This window comes from Streptomyces sp. NPDC001070 (genome assembly GCF_053598835.1).
On record NZ_JBSFLB010000030.1, the window covers coordinates 90,796 to 108,315 of the forward strand.

The 17,520-nt window shown below is 74.3% G+C and carries 19 protein-coding genes; 8 read left to right on the forward strand and 11 right to left on the reverse strand.

Features of this window, described 5'->3' with window-relative positions:
* Nucleotides 1–35 precede the first annotated feature (35 nt).
* On the forward strand, nt 36–464 hold the full coding sequence (locus ACWDAS_RS31550) for a PPOX class F420-dependent oxidoreductase (RefSeq protein ID WP_450397807.1): 429 nt from the start codon (nt 36–38) through the stop codon (nt 462–464).
* A 27-nt stretch (nt 465–491) separates the two neighbouring features.
* Here ACWDAS_RS31550 and ACWDAS_RS31555 read toward each other — a convergent pair whose 3' ends face one another.
* The 7 genes from ACWDAS_RS31555 to ACWDAS_RS31585 all read right to left on the reverse strand — a co-directional run bounded on the left by ACWDAS_RS31555 (nt 492) and on the right by ACWDAS_RS31585 (nt 6,534).
* Nucleotides 492–1,154 carry a hypothetical protein gene (locus ACWDAS_RS31555; RefSeq protein ID WP_450397809.1) on the reverse strand — a complete coding sequence of 221 codons (663 nt, stop codon included), beginning with the start codon at nt 1,152–1,154 and terminating at the stop codon, nt 492–494.
* A 147-nt stretch (nt 1,155–1,301) separates the two neighbouring features.
* On the reverse strand, nt 1,302–1,892 hold the full coding sequence (locus tag ACWDAS_RS31560; protein ID WP_450397811.1) for a GTP-binding protein: 591 nt from the start codon (nt 1,890–1,892) through the stop codon (nt 1,302–1,304).
* Nucleotides 1,873–2,268, reverse strand: coding sequence for a DUF742 domain-containing protein (locus ACWDAS_RS31565; protein ID WP_450397813.1), 396 nt, complete (start codon nt 2,266–2,268; stop codon nt 1,873–1,875). Before ACWDAS_RS31565 ends, ACWDAS_RS31560 begins: the two co-directional genes overlap by 20 nt.
* A gap of 15 nt (nt 2,269–2,283) precedes the next feature.
* Entirely contained in the window at nt 2,284–2,706 is a 423-nt protein-coding gene (locus tag ACWDAS_RS31570) for a roadblock/LC7 domain-containing protein (RefSeq protein ID WP_450397814.1), read from the reverse strand.
* Complete coding sequence (locus tag ACWDAS_RS31575; RefSeq protein WP_450397816.1) at nt 2,703–5,297, reverse strand: nitrate- and nitrite sensing domain-containing protein; 2,595 nt, start codon at nt 5,295–5,297, stop codon at nt 2,703–2,705. Before ACWDAS_RS31575 ends, ACWDAS_RS31570 begins: the two co-directional genes overlap by 4 nt.
* Nucleotides 5,294–6,064, reverse strand: coding sequence for an MHYT domain-containing protein (locus ACWDAS_RS31580; protein ID WP_450397818.1), 771 nt, complete (start codon nt 6,062–6,064; stop codon nt 5,294–5,296). The genes ACWDAS_RS31575 and ACWDAS_RS31580 overlap by 4 nt, the downstream gene beginning before the upstream one ends.
* Nucleotides 6,065–6,198: 134 nt before the next feature.
* Nucleotides 6,199–6,534, reverse strand: a complete 336-nt coding sequence (locus tag ACWDAS_RS31585; RefSeq protein WP_450397819.1) for a YnfA family protein — start codon at nt 6,532–6,534, stop codon at nt 6,199–6,201.
* A 6-nt stretch (nt 6,535–6,540) separates the two neighbouring features.
* On the opposite strand from ACWDAS_RS31585, the gene ACWDAS_RS31590 reads away from it, so the two are divergent.
* A complete protein-coding gene (locus ACWDAS_RS31590) occupies nt 6,541–7,197 on the forward strand; it encodes a class I SAM-dependent methyltransferase (RefSeq protein ID WP_450397821.1) in 657 nt (218 codons plus the stop codon).
* Here the strand turns inward: ACWDAS_RS31590 and ACWDAS_RS31595 are convergent.
* Nucleotides 7,146–7,919 (reverse strand): alpha/beta fold hydrolase, encoded by a 774-nt coding sequence (locus ACWDAS_RS31595; protein WP_450397823.1) that lies wholly within the window; start codon nt 7,917–7,919, stop codon nt 7,146–7,148. The genes ACWDAS_RS31590 and ACWDAS_RS31595 overlap by 52 nt on opposite strands.
* Before the next feature lie 73 nt (nt 7,920–7,992).
* Between ACWDAS_RS31595 and ACWDAS_RS31600 the strand changes: the two genes are divergently transcribed.
* Together ACWDAS_RS31600 and ACWDAS_RS31605 are read left to right on the forward strand one after the other, a co-directional pair.
* Nucleotides 7,993–8,604 (forward strand): PadR family transcriptional regulator, encoded by a 612-nt coding sequence (locus ACWDAS_RS31600; protein ID WP_450397824.1) that lies wholly within the window; start codon nt 7,993–7,995, stop codon nt 8,602–8,604.
* The gene (locus ACWDAS_RS31605; protein WP_450397826.1) at nt 8,601–8,921 is read left to right on the forward strand and encodes a hypothetical protein; all 321 of its coding nucleotides are present in this window, start codon (nt 8,601–8,603) and stop codon (nt 8,919–8,921) included. The genes ACWDAS_RS31600 and ACWDAS_RS31605 overlap by 4 nt, the downstream gene beginning before the upstream one ends.
* A gap of 26 nt (nt 8,922–8,947) precedes the next feature.
* Here ACWDAS_RS31605 and ACWDAS_RS31610 read toward each other — a convergent pair whose 3' ends face one another.
* Nucleotides 8,948–9,277, reverse strand: a complete 330-nt coding sequence (locus ACWDAS_RS31610; protein WP_450397828.1) for a hypothetical protein — start codon at nt 9,275–9,277, stop codon at nt 8,948–8,950.
* Nucleotides 9,278–9,680: 403 nt separating this feature from the next.
* Here ACWDAS_RS31610 and ACWDAS_RS31615 point away from each other — a divergent pair, with 403 nt between their 5' ends.
* Nucleotides 9,681–10,586, forward strand: a complete 906-nt coding sequence (locus tag ACWDAS_RS31615; RefSeq protein WP_450397829.1) for a hypothetical protein — start codon at nt 9,681–9,683, stop codon at nt 10,584–10,586.
* Nucleotides 10,587–10,619: 33 nt separating this feature from the next.
* On the opposite strand, the gene ACWDAS_RS31620 is transcribed toward ACWDAS_RS31615, so the two are convergent.
* Nucleotides 10,620–11,999 (reverse strand): FAD-dependent oxidoreductase, encoded by a 1,380-nt coding sequence (locus tag ACWDAS_RS31620; protein ID WP_450397830.1) that lies wholly within the window; start codon nt 11,997–11,999, stop codon nt 10,620–10,622.
* Nucleotides 12,000–12,065: 66 nt separating this feature from the next.
* Between ACWDAS_RS31620 and ACWDAS_RS31625 the strand changes: the two genes are divergently transcribed.
* The 3 genes from ACWDAS_RS31625 (at nt 12,066) to ACWDAS_RS31635 (ending at nt 14,387) form a co-directional block, all read left to right on the forward strand.
* Complete coding sequence (locus ACWDAS_RS31625) at nt 12,066–13,304, forward strand: DUF4032 domain-containing protein (protein ID WP_450397832.1); 1,239 nt, start codon at nt 12,066–12,068, stop codon at nt 13,302–13,304.
* A gap of 9 nt (nt 13,305–13,313) precedes the next feature.
* Complete coding sequence (locus ACWDAS_RS31630) at nt 13,314–14,105, forward strand: class I SAM-dependent methyltransferase (RefSeq protein ID WP_450397833.1); 792 nt, start codon at nt 13,314–13,316, stop codon at nt 14,103–14,105.
* 117 nt (nt 14,106–14,222) lie between these two features.
* Nucleotides 14,223–14,387: a hypothetical protein gene (locus ACWDAS_RS31635; RefSeq protein WP_450397835.1), complete on the forward strand. Its 165-nt coding sequence runs from the start codon at nt 14,223–14,225 to the stop codon at nt 14,385–14,387.
* A gap of 28 nt (nt 14,388–14,415) precedes the next feature.
* Here ACWDAS_RS31635 and ACWDAS_RS31640 read toward each other — a convergent pair whose 3' ends face one another.
* Nucleotides 14,416–17,499, reverse strand: a complete 3,084-nt coding sequence (locus ACWDAS_RS31640; RefSeq protein ID WP_450397836.1) for a hypothetical protein — start codon at nt 17,497–17,499, stop codon at nt 14,416–14,418.
* Nucleotides 17,500–17,520: the final 21 nt, after the last annotated feature.

The following is a 17,520-nucleotide window of genomic DNA, read 5'->3' on the forward strand; positions in this document are numbered from 1 at the left end:
CGCCGCCTGCCGCGGTCCCGGGGCAGGATGGGGACATGGGACACAGGATGACCGAGGAAGAGTGGCGGGCCTTTGTGTCCGCCGGGACGCGCACCGGGAAACTGGCGACCGCACGGGCCGACGGCACGCCCCACATCGCGCCCGTCTGGTTTCTGCTCGACGGTGACGACGTCGTGTTCAACACGGGAAAGAGCACGGTCAAGGGCAGAAACATCACGCGCGACGGCCGGGTCGCCCTGTGTGTGGACGATGACCGGCCGCCGTTCGCGTATGTGGTTCTGCAGGGTCGTGCGGAGGTGAGCGAGGAACCCGGCCCGCTGCGGGAGTGGGCCACCCGGATCGCCGCTCGCTACATGGGCGAAGACGTCGCGGAGCAGTTCGGGGCGCGCAATGGGGTTCCGGGTGAACTGCTGGTGCGGGTCCGGATCGACAAGGTGCTCGCCGAGTCGGGTGTGGCGGACTGAGCGTCGGGCGCCCGCCGCCGCCCCGGGTCAGCGGATCGGCTTGCCGCCGTTGGCCTTCTTGCCGTTGGCGCCCATGGCCCACCAGGTGCCGCCCACGCCGTGGCCGTTGGTGTCACCGGGCTTGGTGTCGCCGACGTACCAGTAGACGGGCCAGCAGTTGTACGACAGCTGCTTGGTGCCGTCGGGCCGGGTGTAGGTGCTGACGAGCTTGGGGTTGAGGCCGGCGGCCTCGGCCTGCGCCTTGGTGACGGGCTTGGCCGCCGGCCACTTCTTCAGGCACTCGCCGGTGCAGTTGGACACCATCGGCCAGTCGGTGTCCTTGTCGAAGCGGTACAGGGTGCGGCCCTTGAAGTCGACCAGGATGTCGCCGAGCTTGGCGTCGTTGACGACGGACAGAATGGGCCACTTCTTGTCGGAGGCGGCGTCCGCGCTGCCGCTGTCGGAGCTCTCGTCCCCTCCGGAGGTGTAGCCGTCGCCGGAGCCCGACGACGGATCGGCCGACGTCTCGTTGTCGTAACCGTAGCCGCCCAAGGAGTCCCCGGAACCCGGCTGCGACGTGGCCGCCTCCTGCTGCTGGGCCGCCGGCGCCACGCTGCTGGCCTGGTTGTAGCCGTTCGACCCGCCGCAGGCGGTGACGAGGAGAAGGGCAGCGGCCGTTCCGGCGACTGCGGCACCGATCCGCTTGTGCATCTGAACTCCTTGCGCGGTAGGGGCGTCGGGGCCCGTGCGCCCCGTCTGGCCACCTGTACGCACCTGGTTCCGGAGCCTCTCAATGCACGTGGATTTCAGTTTTCTGCGGGGCCGTTCTGCTAGGGTGCCCCGCCCGCCCACGGACCGTCAGCGCACCGAGTCCAGCAGGCGTGCCGCGTGCATCCTCCCTGCGTGTTCCACGAGGGCGATCAGCACCTCTTTGCCCGATGCGCGGTCCCGCGCGTCGCACAGGACGACCGGGGTGCCGTCCTGCAGATCCAGGGCGCGCGCGATGTCCTCGGGCCGGTGCACATGCGAGCCGGGGAAGCGGTTGACGGCGACCGCGAACGGGATCTTCCGGTGCTCGAAGAAGTCCACGGCCGGGAAGCAGTCCTCCAGGCGACGGGTGTCGGCGAGCACGACCGCGCCGAGCGCCCCTTGTGACAGCTCGTCCCACAGGAACCAGAAGCGGTCCTGGCCGGGGGTGCCGAACAGATAGAGCGACAGGCCCGCCCGGATGGTGATCCGGCCGAAGTCCATCGCCACCGTGGTGGTGGTCTTCCGCTCCACTCCCCCGGTGTCGTCCACATGGCGCCCGGCCTCGGTCAGCTGCTCCTCGGTGCGCAGCGGCCGGATCTCGCTGACCGCGCCCACCATGGTGGTCTTGCCGACCCCGAAGCCCCCCGCGATGAGGATCTTCAGGGCCATCACCGACGTCTCAGAGTGCCCGGAGTCCATTGATCACCTCTCGCAGGATGCGCTCGTCGGGAAGTTGCGCCGGCGGTACGGGTGTGCGCACCCGTACGCTGCCGAGCGCCAGGAGGTCGCCGAGGAGGACGCGTACGACACCCAACGGCAGGTCGGCGTCGGCCGCGAGCTCCGCGACCGACAGGGGCTCGTCCCGGCACAGCGCGAGGAGCGCGATGTGCTCGGGTTCGAGCGTGGGATCGTCGGCGGCGCCGGGTTCGGCGAGCACCTGGGCGATCAGGTCGAGGGCCGCACCCGCCGTGCCGGGCCGGGTGCGGCCGCCGGTCATCGCGTACGGGCGCACGAGGGGCCCGGCCTCGTCGTCGTACCAGTGGCCATCGGGCCGGCGCGGGTGCCCGCCGTTCATCACCCCTGCGCCCGGTCAGCCGGCGGCCGGACCGGCGGTGCCGAGGCGTGGTGGGGTGTGCAGGTGCTCGCCCACGCGTTTGACGAGGCGGGCCATCTCATAGGCGATCAGGCCGACATCGGCGCCCGCGGTGGTGAACACCGCGAGGCACGAGCCCTCGCCCGCGGCGGCCACGAAGAGGAAGCCCTGGTCCAGCTCGACCATGGTCTGCCGGACCTGGCCGGCGGCGAAGTGGCGTCCCGCGCCCTTGGCGAGGCTGTGGAACCCCGAGGCGACGGCCGCCAGATGCTCGGCGTCCTCACGGGTCAGCCCGCGCGAGGAGCCCACGGCCAGGCCGTCACCGGACAGCACCACGGCATGGCGTACGTGGGCGACCCGGTCGGTGAGGTCGTCCAGCAGCCAGTCCAGTTCACCGGACCGGTTCGATGCGTCGATCATCCGTGCTCTCCTTCGCGGGATGCCCGGCCGGCGGACCGGCCGCCGTCCGGGCCGCCGTCGTCCGGCGTCGTGTGCGGACCGTCGTGGTGGCCCGGCTCGCCCTGGCCCGGGCCGGGCGGCGGAGCGGCCCGCAGTGGGCGCGGGGCGGGGCGTTCGCCGTCGGCGTCGCGGGCTCCGGCACCGCCGCCGCGGATCCACCCGCGGCGGAAGGCGGCCATCGTCGCGCGTGCCTGCTCCGCCGAGCGTCCGGGCGTGTCGTCGCCCTGGTCCCCCCGCCCGGGGACGCGCTCGGGGGCGGGAGGAGGCTCGAGCAGCTGCGGGGCGAGACTCGCGCGCCGTACGCGGCGCGGGAGGCCGCCGTCGGCGGCGGGTGCGGGCACCTGCGCCGTGACGGGGGCGGGTGCGGGGGCGGGGGCGGGCACCTGCGCCGTGACGGGGGCAGGGGCGGGGGCGGGCTCCGGCACGGGGACGGGCCGCGGCGCGGAGGGACGAGGCGGCCCGTCGCCGTCGCCGCGCGGGGAGGCCGCCGCCGGCGGGACCTCCGCGAACCTCTGGCCGGGTCTGTGCGGGCCGGACGCCGCGCCCCCCGCCCCGGCCGCCCGTGGGGCGCGGGCTTCGGGTGCCCTCATGTCGAGTAGGGCGGTGGGCAGCAGGACGACGGCCGTGGTGCCGCCGTAGGGGGAGGGCCGCAGGGACACCCTGACGTCGTGCCGCCGGGCGAGCCGGCTGACGACGAACAGGCCGAGCCGGTCGCTGTCGAACAGGTCCAGCGTCTGGGTCTGCACGATGCGCCGATTGGCCTCGGTCATCGCCTCCTTGCCCATGCCGAGCCCTCGGTCCTCGATCTCCAGGGCGTAGCCGTTGCCCACCTGTTCGCCGTAGATGCGCACCTTCGTGTGCGGTGGCGAGAACTGGGCGGCGTTCTCGACGAGTTCGGCGATGAGGTGGGTGAGGTCGGCCACGGCCGCGCCCACGACGGCCGCCTGAGGGAGCCGCCGCACCTCGACGCGGGCGTAGTCCTCGACCTCCGCGACCGCCGCGCGCACCACATTGGTGAGCGGTACGGGTTTGCTCCAGGCCCGCCCGGGGGCCGCCCCGGAGAGGATGATCAGGCCTTCGGCGTGCCGCCGCATACGGGTGGTGAGGTGGTCGAGCTTGAACAGGTCCTCAAGCTCGTTCGGGTCCTCGGTACGCCGTTCCATGCTGTCGAGCAGGGCGAGCTGACGGTGCACCAGGATCTGGCTGCGCCGGGCGAGGTTGACGAACACACCCGAGACGCCGTTGACCAGTTCGGCGCGTTCCGCGGCGGCCCGCAGCGCGGCGCGCTGGACGGTGGCCAGGGCCTCGGCGACCTGGCCGATCTCGTCGCCGCCGTGCTTGCCCAGAGGCGCCTCCTTGTCGAGGTCGATCTCCTCGCCGGCGCGGAGCCGCCGCATGGCGCGCGGCAGTTTACGGCGGGCCAGTTCGAGCGCGGTGTTGCGCAGGCCGACCAGTTCGACGACGAGGCCGCGGCCGACCCGAACGGAGATGAGGAGGGAGGCGACGACGGCGACGAGGCCCAGCAGGACGGCGATGCCCGAGGTGCTCAACAGGCCCTGTGTGATGGGCCGGTCGGCGGGAACGGCGGTGCCCGCGACCCTGCCCAGTGCGGACAGCACCTGCCTGGCGGCCCGGTCCCAGGAGGCGGAGTCCGCGCCGACCGCGGCTGTCTTGCCCGCTCCGGCGTCCAGGACCGCGTCCTCCATGGCCTCCAGGTCCGCGTACGCGGTGGAGCGGGCGAGGCGCTGCCAGGTGTCCCGGCTGTCGCCGGTGAGCTCGGGGGCGGAGCCCGCGAGCAGGACGCGGCGGGCCGTCACGGCACCGCTCAGTTCGCGGTACCGAGTGGTCGGCAGGTCCCGGGTGAGGGCGGCCGCGGAGAGCAGGGCGTCCTCACGGGAGAGTTGTTCGGCGGCGCGGCCGATGTCCAGGGCGGCCCGATCGGCACGGGACGTCGCAAGGGCGCCGCCGACGGCGAACCCGTCCGTCACGGTGTCGGTGTAGGCCCGGTACGTCTGCTGCCAGTCGGCGTCGCCCTGGGTGATGCCGGTACGCAGTCTCCGCAGCCGTTCCATGTCGCCGACGAAGGCGCGCACGCGCACGGCCGCGGCGCCGGGCAGGCCGGTGCCGTCGGCGACGGTGTGGCCGCCGCCCAGGCGGAGGCGGGCCGCGGCGCGGTCCGTGGCCGTGGCGCTGCGGCTGAGTTCGGTGGCGGCCGCGGTGGTCGGCCGCGCCATGTAGCGGGCGGCGGCACGGCGTTCGGCCTGCACGGTGGTGACGGTGGCGGCGACGGGTTCCCGGATCGTTTCTGCTACCCGCTGGGCGCGCAGCCGGCCGGAGATGTCCTGCGCCGTGGTGACGGCGGCGAACGCCCACAGCGCCATCAGCGAGACGACGGGCACCATGAGGACGGACACGATCTTCGCGCGCACGGTCCTGGGCCGCAGACTCAGCCGTCCCTCCGCGCCATCCGACGTGCCGGAGGCCGAGCGGTAGTGCAGTTCCTCGTCCGCGGGGAGTCCGGCGTGCGCCCTGCGGCCGCGCTGCGGCGTCATACGGCGCCCTCGCCGATGCGCTGGGCCGTGGCGGAGGCGATGCGCTCCCTTGCGGTCGGGGAGAGCGCGACGAAGGCGGAGGTGAGGAAGAGATAGGAGCCGAGGCCGACGATGAGGGGGAAGAGGAAGGCGGTCGCGCCTGCTCCGGGCAGCGCCTCCGCCGACGGCCGGACCTGGACGTGCACGGCGAGCATCCCGGTGTAGTGCATGCTGCTGACCGCCGCACCCATCACCAAGGAGGCGCCGGCGACGACCACGGGCCGGTGGATGGTGAGCGCGGCCCACAGGGCGGCGGTCGCGGCGGCCACGGCGATGACGACGGACAGTGCCACGAGCCACGGGTCGTAGGAGACCCCGCCGTGCACACGTACGGCGGCCATGCCCAGGTAGTGCATGCTGGCCACGCCGAGGCCCGTGGTGAGGCCGCCGACCGCCAGCGCCCGCACGCGGCCCTTGCCGTAGCCGACGGCGAAGACGCCGAGGCCGACGACGAGCATGGCCACGGCGAGGCTGAGGACGGTCAGGGGGACGTTGTAGCGGATCTCGGTGCCCGAGACGCGGAAGCCGAGCATGGCGACGAAGTGCATCGTCCAGATGCCGGTGCCGAGCGCGCTCGCGGCGGTGATGAGCCAGTTGCGCCGGGAGCGTCCGGTCGCGGCCAGGGCCCTTACGGTGCAGCGCAGTCCGAGCGCGGCCCCGACGCAGGCCATGGCGTACGAGAGCAGCGGGGTCAGCCAGCCGAAGGCAGCGTGGTCGATGTGTCCCATGGCCCCGGGACGCTAGTGCGGGGGTGGTCCCATGCCCGGGCCATGACGGAACCCTGCGTTATTTGACAGCGTGGTTTCCAGATGCGGCCCACAACGATCGCGTGCGGCACGAACCTGCACGCGGTGAGCGTATTTCAGCCGCTGCGTGGGGCATACATGATGATTCCCACCCCCACCAGGGACACCAGTGCGCCCGCCACGTCGTAGCGGTCCGGCCGGTAACCGTCGGCGACCATCCCCCACACGAGCGAGCCCGCGATGAACACCCCGCCATAGGCGGCGAGGATGCGGCCGAATTCGGCGTCCGGCTGGAGGGTGGCGACGCATCCGTACAGGCCCAGGGCGATGACCCCGACCCCGACCCACGCCCATCCGCGATGCTCGCGCAGCCCCTGCCAGACCAGCCAGGCGCCGCCGATCTCCAGCAGCGCGGCGAGCAGGAACAGAGCGACGGAGCGGAGCGGGATCATGCGACCATGATGCCCCGCGTCCCGTGCGCCCCGGCGCGCGCCCTGAACCGGAGGTGGACCGTCGTGCACACCGACCCCGCGCAGATCCGCGAGTTCTTCGCCGCCCGCGCCGCCGACTGGGACACCCGCTACCCCGACGACGGCCCGGCGTACCGGGCCGGCGTGGCCGAACTGGGTCTGCGGGACGGTCAGGCGGTCCTCGACGCGGGATGCGGCACGGGGCGGGCGATGCCGTTCCTGCGCGCCGCCGTGGGGCCGTCCGGGACGGTGGTGGGGGCCGATCTGACGCCCGAGATGCTGGCGGCGGCGGTACGGGCCGGGCGCGGGGAGTTCGGCGCCCTCCTGCTCGCCGACTGCGCGCGGCTGCCGCTGCGGGACGGCACCGTGGACGCCGTTTTCGCGGCGGGGCTGATCGGGCACCTGCCGGACCCCCGGGCGTGCCTGCGGGAGCTGGCCCGGGTCACCCGGCCGGGCGGCCGGCTGGCGCTCTTCCACCCCATCGGCCGGGCGGCGCTGGCCGCCCGGCAGGGCCGTGAGCTCACCCCGGACGATCTGCGCGCCGAACCCAATCTGGGGCCGCTGCTGGAGTCCTCGGGGTGGACCATGACCTCCTACACGGACACCGACGAACGGTTCCTCGCGATGGCGTCGACGAAGGCGTAGGCGTTGTCGAACATGATGTTGTGACCGGCGCCGGGGACGGTCACCACGGACACCCCGGCCGCCTCCAGCGCGGGACGGCCGGTCACTTCACCGCTCAGCTCGCCCTGCAGAAAGATGCGCGGAATCGGCAGCGAGAGCAGCAGCTCGCGCATGACCGGCTCGCTCCCCCGCACCAGTGCGGTGGCACTGCGGTGGAGCGCGACGGGGTCGGCGAGCCGCATGGTGGCGGCCCAGAGCGGGCCCACCCGGTCCAGGACGCGGGCGAAGCCGCCGCCGTGGACGAACTCCTCCTCGGTGAAGGCCGCGATACCGCTGCTGCCCGCCGTCACGGGCGGACGGGCGTCCAGGTTCGCCTCCGCCAGCACCAGTCGCGCCACCAGGTCCGGCCGGCGTGCGGCGAGGACGATCGAGACGGCGCCTCCCATGCTGTGCCCGATGACCTCGGCCGGCCCCGTCCCGGCGGCGTCGAGTGCCGCGGCGAGGGCGTCCGCGTGGTCGTCCAGGGAGTAGCCGAAGCCGGCGGGCCGGTCGCTGATGCCGAAGCCCGGCAGGTCGACGAGGAGTGAACGCCGTCCGGCGAGCGCCGGATGCGCGGCGATGTGCGCGAAGTAGACGGCGGAGGCCGCGCCGAGCCCGTGGACGTAGACGCGGGCGGGGCCGGATCCGGGCGTCTCGGTCCAGCGGATGCACGCCCCGTCGTGGGTGAACTGTGTCTGCTGCATGGAACCGGACTATACATCGACGCCGAGGTATAGCGATAGCGATGTACAGCGCCGGTGCGGCAGAATGGCATCCATGCTGGAACTCGCGATCCTGGGATTCCTCTACGACGCCGCCCTGCACGGCTACGAGCTGCGCAAACGCATCGCCGCGCTCACAGGCCACGTCAAACCGGTCGCGGAGAGCACGCTCTACCCGGCCATCAAGCGGCTGGAGAAGGCGGGACTGCTGCGCCGTGATACCCAGCCGGGTGCCGTCGCCGCGCCGCGGCACGTGCTCACCCTGACCGCCGAGGGCCGCGCGGAGCTGCGCCGCCGGCTCGCGGAACCGGACGACGCCGACATCACCGACGAGAACCGGTGGTTCACGGTCCTCGCCTTCCTGCGCCATCTCGACGACCCGGCCCTGCAGGGCGCCGTGCTGCGGCGCCGGCTCGCCTTCCTGGAGGAGCCGGCGAGCTTCTTCTACGACGGCGAGCGGCCGTTGCGGGCGGAGGAACTGGACGACCCGTTCCGGCGCGGCGTCCTGACGATCGCACGCGCCACCACCCGGGCCGAACTCGGCTGGCTGCGCACCACCCTGGACGCCCTGGAGTCCGGAAAACCGCCCGGAGGCGGATCCGGCTGCTCCCACTGCGCCGGTAGCCTGCGCGACAACCGTCCGACCAGAACTGTGAGCCATCCGTGACCCGAGAGCTCTACAACGTCCGGTTGCTTCCCAAGGAGGGCGACCCCACGCCGCTGACCGACGAGGAGGAGCAGCGCGCGCGAACCACGCTCTTCAACGAGCTCGGCCGTACGATCTCCGAGCGCGGCTGGGTGCGCTTCCCCGCGTACTCGCGGGAGGAGCGGCGCCGGCTGGTCGACGTCGCGCGGCGCCTGAGCGCGTACTGGGAGTGCGAGGTGCACGTCGAGGCCGTGGACCACTGCGCCCTGAGGCTCTTCCTCCCCGGATACGGCACGCAGGCGCAGGCGGTCTCCCCCGGCGGGGACGAGCGGATGTGAGGACCCGCCGCCTCCGGGGCCGGCGGTCAGGCTTCGGGGAGCCCGAGCAGCGACCGGGCGACCGCCCGCGGCGGGACGCCGCGCTCCTGGGCGAGTACCACCACGGCGCGCCGGGCGAGTTCGCTGATCCCGAACATCAGCGCCTCCGGCGTGACGCGCCCAGCCGCGGCCTCGATCCCCTCCTCGTCCCCTTCGACGGACGCGGCGACGTGGGCGGCGGCCGCTTCGAAGAGGTTGCGTTCACGGGAGGCCCGGCGCGCCGCCTCCGCCTCGGGGGGCCCGGGCTCCTGTGGTCTCCGTGACCTCCGTGGCTTCCCTTCTCCGATGGGCCTCCGGAGCCATGCGGCCATGGCCATCACCCCTCTCCCCCAGGGGCGTTCCCGCCCGGGCGCGGCCGGAACCCCGCAAGGCCCGGGTCGCCCCGCTCCGCGGCGGGCAACCGGGGGCACCGCGCCCCCGCGGGTCCCACCCGGCACCGCGCCCCCGCGGGTCCCCACCCTGCACCCGGGGCGCGCCGGGGTCGGCCGGCGTGCCCGACGCGTGCGGTCCACAGGAAGCCGCCCCCGTCGAAGCGGAGGCGACGGTGCCGGTTCCTCACGGGCGGGCGCCGTGGCGGGAGCGGGAGTTGGCCCTGGCGCGGGGGCCCGGGCCGCCGGCCGGGGCACCGAATGGTTTTCCACAGGGCGGGCCCCGGTCTCGACGCGGGTGTTACCGGGTGGTTAGGGTGCGCCCACCACCTGAGAACTCACCGGAGAGGGGATGCCCGTGTCCGCGACGGACGACGACGCGCTGTTTGTGCTCACGGCGGCGATGCTGACGCCCGCGCAGTTCCCGAGCGTCCTGGCCGACGACTATCCGGCGGCGTGCGCCGAACTCGGGCTGGAACCGGTGGACGACGGCTACGGCCTCGTCTTCGGCCAGGACGGGGCGGGCGCCCGGTGGACGGTGGCGATCAGCGACGCGGCCCTGGTGGCCTGCGCCCTCGCGGCGTGGGACTGCGGGCTGGAGTACGACCTGTCCCCCGACGAGCGCTCCGTGGTCGCCGCGCTGCCCGGCTGGCCGCTGCCGGTCGCGGTGGCCGCTCCCGGCGTCCCCGCTCCGCACGACCCGCCGGAGGCGGATGCCGGGCGGCCGCTCTCCCCGCCGGACACCGAGGAGTGGGGGCCGGCGCAGCGGCGCCTTGGCGCCGACGAGATAGCGCTGCGGTGGCGGGTCTGGCGGGAACAGCTCGACGCCCTGACTGATTCCGACTCTTCGGACAGCTCCGGCGAATCCGCCGAATCGACTGAACCCAATGCATCCCGCGAATCCGACGCCTCCGAAGAGTCCGGTGAAGCAGGCGAATCGAGCGGGACCGAGGAGGAGTCCGGGAACACGGAAGCGGCCTCCGGCGGTGTCCACCCCGGTGTGCGGCGCGCCCTGGAAGCGGCCCAGGAGTATCTGCGCACTCCCCCGCCGCCCGGCCGCATACGCTCGACCTCCGCGGGCGAGGGCGTGCGCACTCTGCGGGTGGACGGCGAGGACTGGAGCCTGGTGGCGCGGACGGACGACATCGCCTTCGTGCTGCTCGACGAGGAGCCGGGCGAGGTGCTGCCGGTCGGCCGCGGTCCGGAGCTCCCCGGACTGCTGGAGGCGCTGGACAAGCTGGCCGTCCGGCCCCTCTGAGCGGCCACGACGGGAAGGAGCCCGGACGGCGGCTCAGGCACCCGGACCGTCCGCGCGGACCTTTCCGTCGACCTTGCGCGCCGCGATGAGGACCGGGTCCCACACCGGCGAGAACGGCGGGGCGTAGCCCAGGTCGAGCCCGGTCATCTGCTCGGCGGTCATGCCCGCGGTGAGCGCCACCGCGCCGATGTCCACGCGCTTGGCCGCGCCCTCGCGGCCGACGATCTGCAGCCCGAGCAGCCGTCCGGTGTACCGCTCTGCGATCGCCTTGACCGTCATCGGGGCGGCACCGGGGTAGTAACCGGCCCTGCTGGTGGACTCGATGACCGCGGTGACGTACTGCAGCCCGGCGGCCCGCGCCTGGGACTCCTTCAGCCCCGTACGGGCGATCTCCAGATCGCAGACCTTGCTGACGGCCGTGCCCACCACGCCCGGGAAGGTGGCGTATCCGCCGCCGATGTTGGTGCCGATGACCCGACCCTGCTTGTTGGCGTGGGTGCCCAGCGGGATGTGCTGCAGCACGCCGGAGACCAGGTTGAGGACCTCGACGCAGTCGCCGCCCGCCCAGATCCCCTCCTCGCCGCGTACGCGCATCGCGCGGTCGGTGATCAGCCCGCCGCTCGCACCGAGCGGCAGTCCCGCCTCGCGGGCGAGTCCGGTGTTGGGATCGACGCCGAGGCCGAGCACGACGACGTCGGCGGGGTACTCGCCCCGGTCGGTGGCCACGGCGCGGACCCGGCCGTCGGTCCCGCTGAGGACCTCGCGCACCGGGGAGCCGGAGACGACGGTGATGCCGAGGCCCTCCATGGCCTCCCGGACGAGCCGGCCCATGTCCGGGTCGAGGGTCGCCATGGGCTGCTCGGAACGTTCGACGAGCGTGACGCGGAGCCCGTGCCGCAGCATGGCCTCGGCCATCTCCACGCCGATGTAGCCGCCGCCGACCACGACGGCGTTGCGCAGGGGCCTGCTGTCCAGGGAGCCGAGGATGTCCTCGCCGTCGTCGAGGATCTGCACACCGTGCACGCCCTCGGCGTCGATCCCCGGGATCGGGGGGCGCCTGGGCACGGCACCGGTGGCGATGACGAGCTGGTCGAACTCCGTCCAGTCCTCGGCCCCGAAGGCATCCCGGGTGCGCACCCGGCGCCGGTCCCGGTCGATCTCGACGACCTCGGTGCCGAGCCGCACGTCGATGTCATGGGCGCGGTGCTTCTCGGGCGTGCGGGCGATCAGCCTGTCCGGGCCGGTGGCGTCACCGGCGATCCAGTACGGGATGCCGCACGCGGAGTAGGAGGTGCGGCGCCCCCGTTCGAAGGCGATGATCTCCAGCTCCCCGGGCTTCCGGCGCCTGCGTGCCTGCGACGCCGCCGACATGCCCGCCGCGTCCCCACCGATGACCACCAGCCGTTCCCTCATGTCCCGCAGCGTAAGCGCCCTCCCCGGTGTCGTGCGCGATCAACCCGTTGCCGCAGACTGTGCGCCATGGACCTGCAGATCACCGCGACCTCCCCCGACCATCCGGCGACCCTCCTCGACCTGCCGTGGAACGTGCCGCTGGAGGAGTGGCCGGAGGAGCACCTGGTGGCCCTGCCGCGCGGCATCTCCCGGCACGTCGTCCGCTTCGCCCTCGCCGGGGACGAGGTCGTGGCGGTCAAGGAGGTCGGCGAGTGGGCGGCCGTCCGCGAGTACGGGCTGCTGCGCGACCTGGACCGCATGGGCATACCGGCGGTCGACGCCCTCGCCGTCGTCACCGGCCGCACCGACGACCGCGGCGAGCCGCTGGAGCCGGTGCTGATCACCCGGCACCTGGGCGGTTCGCAGCCGTACCGCTCGATGTTCGAGACCACGATGCGCCCCGGCACGGTCAACCGGCTCCTCGACGCGCTCGCCGTGCTGCTGGTCCGGCTGCACCTGGCGGGCTTCGCCTGGGGCGACTGCTCGCTGTCGAACACCCTCTTCCGGCGTGACGCGGGCGCGTACGCCGCCTACCTCGTGGACGCCGAGACCGGTCAGATCCAGCCCAGCCTCTCGCGCGGCCAGCGCGAGTACGACATCGAGGTGGCCCGGGTGAACATCGCGGGCGAGCTGATGGACCTGGAGGCGGGCGGCTCGCTGCACCCGTCCGTGGATCCGGTCACCGTCGGGCAGGCCATCGCCGACCGCTACGGGGAGCTGTGGCACGAGCTGACCCGCGAGTCGGTCTACCCGGTGACCAAGCGGCACTACATCGACCGGCGCATCCGGCGGCTGAACGAGCTCGGCTTCGACGTCGCCGAGATGCAGATCCAGAAGTCGCCCGACGGCGACAACGTCACCTTCCTGCCCAAGGTCGTCGACGCCGGCCACCACCAGCGCCAGCTGCTCCGCCTCACCGGCCTGGACGCCGAGGAGAACCAGGCCCGCAGTCTCCTCAACGACCTCGAGACGTGGATGGCCACCCAGGAGGACTACGTCCCCGGCGACCCGCTGGGCGCGCGCCCCGAGGTGCTGGCCCACCGCTGGGTCCGCGACGTCTTCCGGCCGACGGTCCGGGCCGTGCCGCGCGAGCTGCGCGGCTCCCTCGACACCGCGCAGGTCTACCACGAGCTGCTGGAGCACCGCTGGTTCATGTCCGAGCAGGCCCAGCGCGACGTGGGCCTGGACGCGGCCGTCGAGGACTACATCCGGAACGTCCTGCTGCAGTCGCCGCAGGCGCCCGCGATTCCGCTGCCGCCGGACTAGTCTCGACGGGTGGCCGACGAGATCTCTTCCTTACGGGCCGTCTTCGACGAGGACGCCGAACTGTACGACCGGGCACGCCCGGGCTATCCGGCCGCGCTCTTCGACGACCTGGCCGAGTCGGGGGGGCTCGGCCCCGGCGCCCGGGTGCTGGAGATCGGCTGCGGCACGGGACAGGCCACCGTCCCGCTCGCCGAACGCGGTTGCCGGATCACGGCCGTGGAGCTGGGTCCGGCCATGGCGGCGGTCGCCCGGCGCCGGCTGGCCGGTTTCCCCGAGGTCGAGGTGGTGACCGCGGCCTTCGAGGACTGGCCGCTGCCGGACGAGCCCTTCGACGCGGTCGTCTCGGCGACGGCCTTCCACTGGATCGACCCCGCGGTACGCGTCACCAAGTGCGCGGACGCCCTGCGCCCCGGCGGTGTCCTCGCCACGGTCAGCACCCACCATGTCGCCGGCGGCAGCAAGGCCTTCTTCGTGGACGTGCAGGAGTGCTACGAGCGCTTCGACCCGGCCACCCCGCCGGGGCTGCGGCAGGCCGCCGCGGCCGAGATCCCCATGGACAGCGAGGAGACCGACCGCTCCGGGCGCTTCGGTCCGGCCCTCTTCCACCGCTACGAGCGCGAACTGCCGTACACCACCACCGAGTACCTCGACCTGCTGCTCAGCTACTCCAACCACCGGGCCCTGCCCACAGCTCAGCGGGAGGGCCTGCTGGCGTGCATCGGCTCGCTCATCGACGGCCGCCACGGGGGCCGTGTCACCAAGCGGTACCTGACGGAGCTGCGCCTCACACGACGCATGTGACGGCCGGCGCGGACCGGTGGGGTCGCCGGCGCCCCGGTCGCACAGTCGTGGGAGCCCGGCAGCCATCGTCCTCCGACCGGCCCGAACAGCTCCGATCCGACGGGACGCCACCGCCACATGACCGACTTCGACCGCATATTCGACCCGGCTGACCGGGTGTTCGTCCACGCCGGTTACCCTCCCGCCTTCCCCGCGCTGCGCATGGGGGCCCTCGGTGCCGGCGCCGCAGACACCGGCGAGCGGTGGCGCGGCGTGATCGGGTCGCTCGTCCATCGCGCCTGAGCCGCGACCGGCCGCGCGGGACGCCGACTCACCCGCCCGGGGAGGTCACCCGCCGCAGCTGCGCGACCAGCGCCGCTTCGGCCACGTCGGGGTCGGCATGGGCCCGCAGCGCGTCCAGTTCGGCGGGCCACGGATCCGCCCACGCGGCGGCCGCGCCGCCCGAGCGGACGAGGAGCACCGCGACCAGCCCGGCCAGCGTGCCGGGGCGCTCCCCCAGGGCGCGGGCCACCGCCAGGAGGGCCTTCAGCGGCTCCCGCGCGTCGGTGGGCAGATGGAGCGAGCCCTTGCGGCCGAGGGCGTTCGGATGGCGTTCGGCGAGTCTCAGGCAGCGGTTCCAGCGCGCCAGGCCCGCGTCTCCTTCACGTAGTGCCGCGACCGCCGCGTCGAAGGCCACGCGGGTGGCGGCGCGCGGCAGCCCCGCCCGTTCCAGGGCGTCGGCGTACGCGTCCTCGACCGCGGCGGAACGGCCACGGCGGTCCGTAGCGAGCCGGTCGAGAAGGCGCAACTCCCCCCGGTCCGCGAGTGCGCCGAGCGCCGCGCGCAGGGCGGTGAGCGCGGTGCCGGAACGGGCGGTGCCGGTGAGCGCGGTCCCGGCGGCGAACCGTTCCTCGTGCGGGCGCGCCAGGTCGGCCAGCGCCGCCGCCAGCCCACCCGAGACCACCGCGTCCGCGCCCTCGGCGCCGCCCATGGCGACCAAAGTCGTGCAGGCCGCGGTCACGACCTCCTCGACGCCGCCTTCCCAGACCAGCCCGGCCAGGAAGTGCGCGTACGCCTCCCGCGCGGCGGCCGGCACGGCGTCCCGCCGGCGCGAGAGAACCACCGAGCGCACAGCCGCGTGCCCCAGGTGGCGCCGCAACCGGGCGGCGATCGCGGGGTGCTCGATGCGCGCCGTGAGCGGTGCGGCCAGCACGGCGAGCACGTCGCGGTGCTGGCCCGGCACGTCCCACGCGTCGAGCAGCGCGCCGAAGGCGGCCTCACCGGGCCGTGCGGTCAAGGCACGCGCCGCTTCCTTCCGTGAGCCGACGGGCGCCCGCGGGTCGCACACGATCCCGCTGAGCCATTCCACGGCCTCCGCGTCGGGCAGGCCGTCGAGCAGCCGGCGCAGTGCCGCCATCGCGGCGCGGCCGCGGACTCCGCCCGTGGCGGCGTGCTCCAGCAGCGGACCGAGCGCGTCGCGGTCCGCCACCTGCCCGAGCGCGGTCAGGGCGGCGGCCACGACGGGCTGCGGGAGCGTTCCGGCGACGAGCCGCCGCAGGGCCGGGGCGTCACGCAGCAGGGCGGCGGCGTCGGCACGTTGCCGCATAGGGACGTCCCCGTCGACGGCGACGGCCTCGATACGGCGGGTGAGCGCCGCGCGCTGCGCCGGCAGCCAGCGGCCGCCGACCGTCCCGGGAAGCCGCGGTACCCACGGCCCGGTGCCGCCCGCCGCCAGTAGATCGTCCAGCAGATCCGTTCGGCGCCGCGCCACCGTCCACAGGACACGGGGAACAACGGCGAACGGTCGCCCGGAGGCGAGGAGTTCGGCGACGCGCTCCTCGCGCGTGGCGGGGTCTGCGAGCCAGACCCCGGCGGCGCGGGCGGCGACGGCGGGGTCGTCGCTCCCGAGCGCGGTACGGGTGAGGAAGGCGTCGCATCCCGGCAGCGCGGCGGCGTGCCGTTCCAGCAGGGCCGCGAGTCCGAGCAGTTGCCCGGTCCCGGCACCGGGTCCCGCCGCGGCCCAGATCGCCCGGGCGGTGGACGGGTCGAAGGCCAGCGGCGCTCCTTGCGCGGGGAAGCGCGGGTCGGCGACGACCTGGGCGAGCAGCAGCGCGACGGCGGCGGCCAGTTCGTGGTCGCGACGGGCCGCGGCCCCCAGGACGACGCGGCGCAGCAGCCGCTCGGCGGTCTCCAGGGTGTACGGGACGGAGTCCCGGGACTGGACGGTGGCCAGGGCGGCGTCCCGCAGCGCGGCGTACGGGACGGCGGCGAGCAGCCGGGCGGGGGCGGTGGCGGCCTGCGCGAGCGCGGCCTGGCGTACGGAGAACTGGTCGTGCCAGGCGCGTTCGCAGGAGGTGAAGACGCGTCCGTACTCGACGGGGTCGCCGTGGTACGCGGCGGCGGCGAGCAGGGCGGCCCAGGCGGTGCGCCGCTCGTGGGCGGCGAAGTCGTCGGCCATCTCCCGGTACAGGGGCTCGGCCTCGGCGAGCGGCAGCAGCACGCCGAAGCGGGCCCGTGCGGAGTCCCGGCGGCGGGCATGTGACGACATGAGGGGCCGGACGAACTCGGCGCGCTCCTCGGGCGTCAGCGCGGCGATGGCGCGGACGGGCACCCTGTGCCGGCTCTCGGCCGCCGGGACGCGTTCGCGTACGAGGCGGGCCCGCATGCCGGACGGCACGAGGGCCAGCAGTGGATCGGCGGTGCTCGGCTCGGACGCGTCCCGGTGCCCGTCGGAGTCGGTGCGGCAGACGGAGGCGAGTGCGGCGAGCTCCTCCGCGGCCAGACCGCGCAGCGCGCGCCGAACGCCTCGGGACAACGGCGTGTCGGCGAGCGGCAATTCCTCGACACCTGCCCTGCGGACGGCGGCGAGGAGCTCCCGGGGCCGGCGCAGGGCGACTGCCGTGGCCTCGGCGGTCATGAGGCGGGGCGCCCTCTCGGCCAGCAGCAGCGCGGCCCCTGGGTCCTGGCGCGCGACCGTGGTGACGAGTCGCAGGCTGCGGCGGATCAGCCGGAACCAGGAGTAGTGGTCGTCGGACTGCTCGGCGGCCCGGACGAGGTGCGCGGCGACCGCGAGCGGCGCGGTGCGCGCGAGCGACATGAGCACGCCGTCCGGCGGGTCGAGCCGGGGCAGCCACTGCGCCACCGTTCCGGGCGGGCAGGCGGGCAGCAGATGCGCCGCCTCGGTGTCGCCGTGGCGCTCGCGCACCTCGGGCAGCAGCCGCGCGGCGAGGTCGTGGCGCCGGGAGAGCCGCAGGACGCGGCAGGTGTCGTGCCGCACACCCCGGATCCCGCTCAGCGCGAGCCGGGCCAGGGCGGCGTCGGGGACCGGGAGCCGGATCGCGGCCGCGAGGGCGCGGCGGCGCAGCGGGGGGTCGTCGAACGCGGCGGCGACGGTCTCGAGGTCCCGGCGGGCCACGGCGGCGAAGAGCGCGAGGTG

Coding starts and splice junctions, on each gene's coding strand:
- ACWDAS_RS31550 (WP_450397807.1), top strand. CDS start 36: ATGGGACACAGGATGACCGAGGAAGAGTGGCGGGCCTTTGTGTCCGCC.
- ACWDAS_RS31555 (WP_450397809.1), bottom strand. CDS start 1,154: ATGCACAAGCGGATCGGTGCCGCAGTCGCCGGAACGGCCGCTGCCCTT.
- ACWDAS_RS31560 (WP_450397811.1), bottom strand. CDS start 1,892: ATGGACTCCGGGCACTCTGAGACGTCGGTGATGGCCCTGAAGATCCTC.
- ACWDAS_RS31565 (WP_450397813.1), bottom strand. CDS start 2,268: ATGAACGGCGGGCACCCGCGCCGGCCCGATGGCCACTGGTACGACGAC.
- ACWDAS_RS31570 (WP_450397814.1), bottom strand. CDS start 2,706: ATGATCGACGCATCGAACCGGTCCGGTGAACTGGACTGGCTGCTGGAC.
- ACWDAS_RS31575 (WP_450397816.1), bottom strand. CDS start 5,297: ATGACGCCGCAGCGCGGCCGCAGGGCGCACGCCGGACTCCCCGCGGAC.
- ACWDAS_RS31580 (WP_450397818.1), bottom strand. CDS start 6,064: ATGGGACACATCGACCACGCTGCCTTCGGCTGGCTGACCCCGCTGCTC.
- ACWDAS_RS31585 (WP_450397819.1), bottom strand. CDS start 6,534: ATGATCCCGCTCCGCTCCGTCGCTCTGTTCCTGCTCGCCGCGCTGCTG.
- ACWDAS_RS31590 (WP_450397821.1), top strand. CDS start 6,541: ATGATGCCCCGCGTCCCGTGCGCCCCGGCGCGCGCCCTGAACCGGAGG.
- ACWDAS_RS31595 (WP_450397823.1), bottom strand. CDS start 7,919: ATGCAGCAGACACAGTTCACCCACGACGGGGCGTGCATCCGCTGGACC.
- ACWDAS_RS31600 (WP_450397824.1), top strand. CDS start 7,993: ATGCTGGAACTCGCGATCCTGGGATTCCTCTACGACGCCGCCCTGCAC.
- ACWDAS_RS31610 (WP_450397828.1), bottom strand. CDS start 9,277: ATGGCCATGGCCGCATGGCTCCGGAGGCCCATCGGAGAAGGGAAGCCA.
- ACWDAS_RS31615 (WP_450397829.1), top strand. CDS start 9,681: ATGCCCGTGTCCGCGACGGACGACGACGCGCTGTTTGTGCTCACGGCG.
- ACWDAS_RS31620 (WP_450397830.1), bottom strand. CDS start 11,999: ATGAGGGAACGGCTGGTGGTCATCGGTGGGGACGCGGCGGGCATGTCG.
- ACWDAS_RS31625 (WP_450397832.1), top strand. CDS start 12,066: ATGGACCTGCAGATCACCGCGACCTCCCCCGACCATCCGGCGACCCTC.
- ACWDAS_RS31635 (WP_450397835.1), top strand. CDS start 14,223: ATGACCGACTTCGACCGCATATTCGACCCGGCTGACCGGGTGTTCGTC.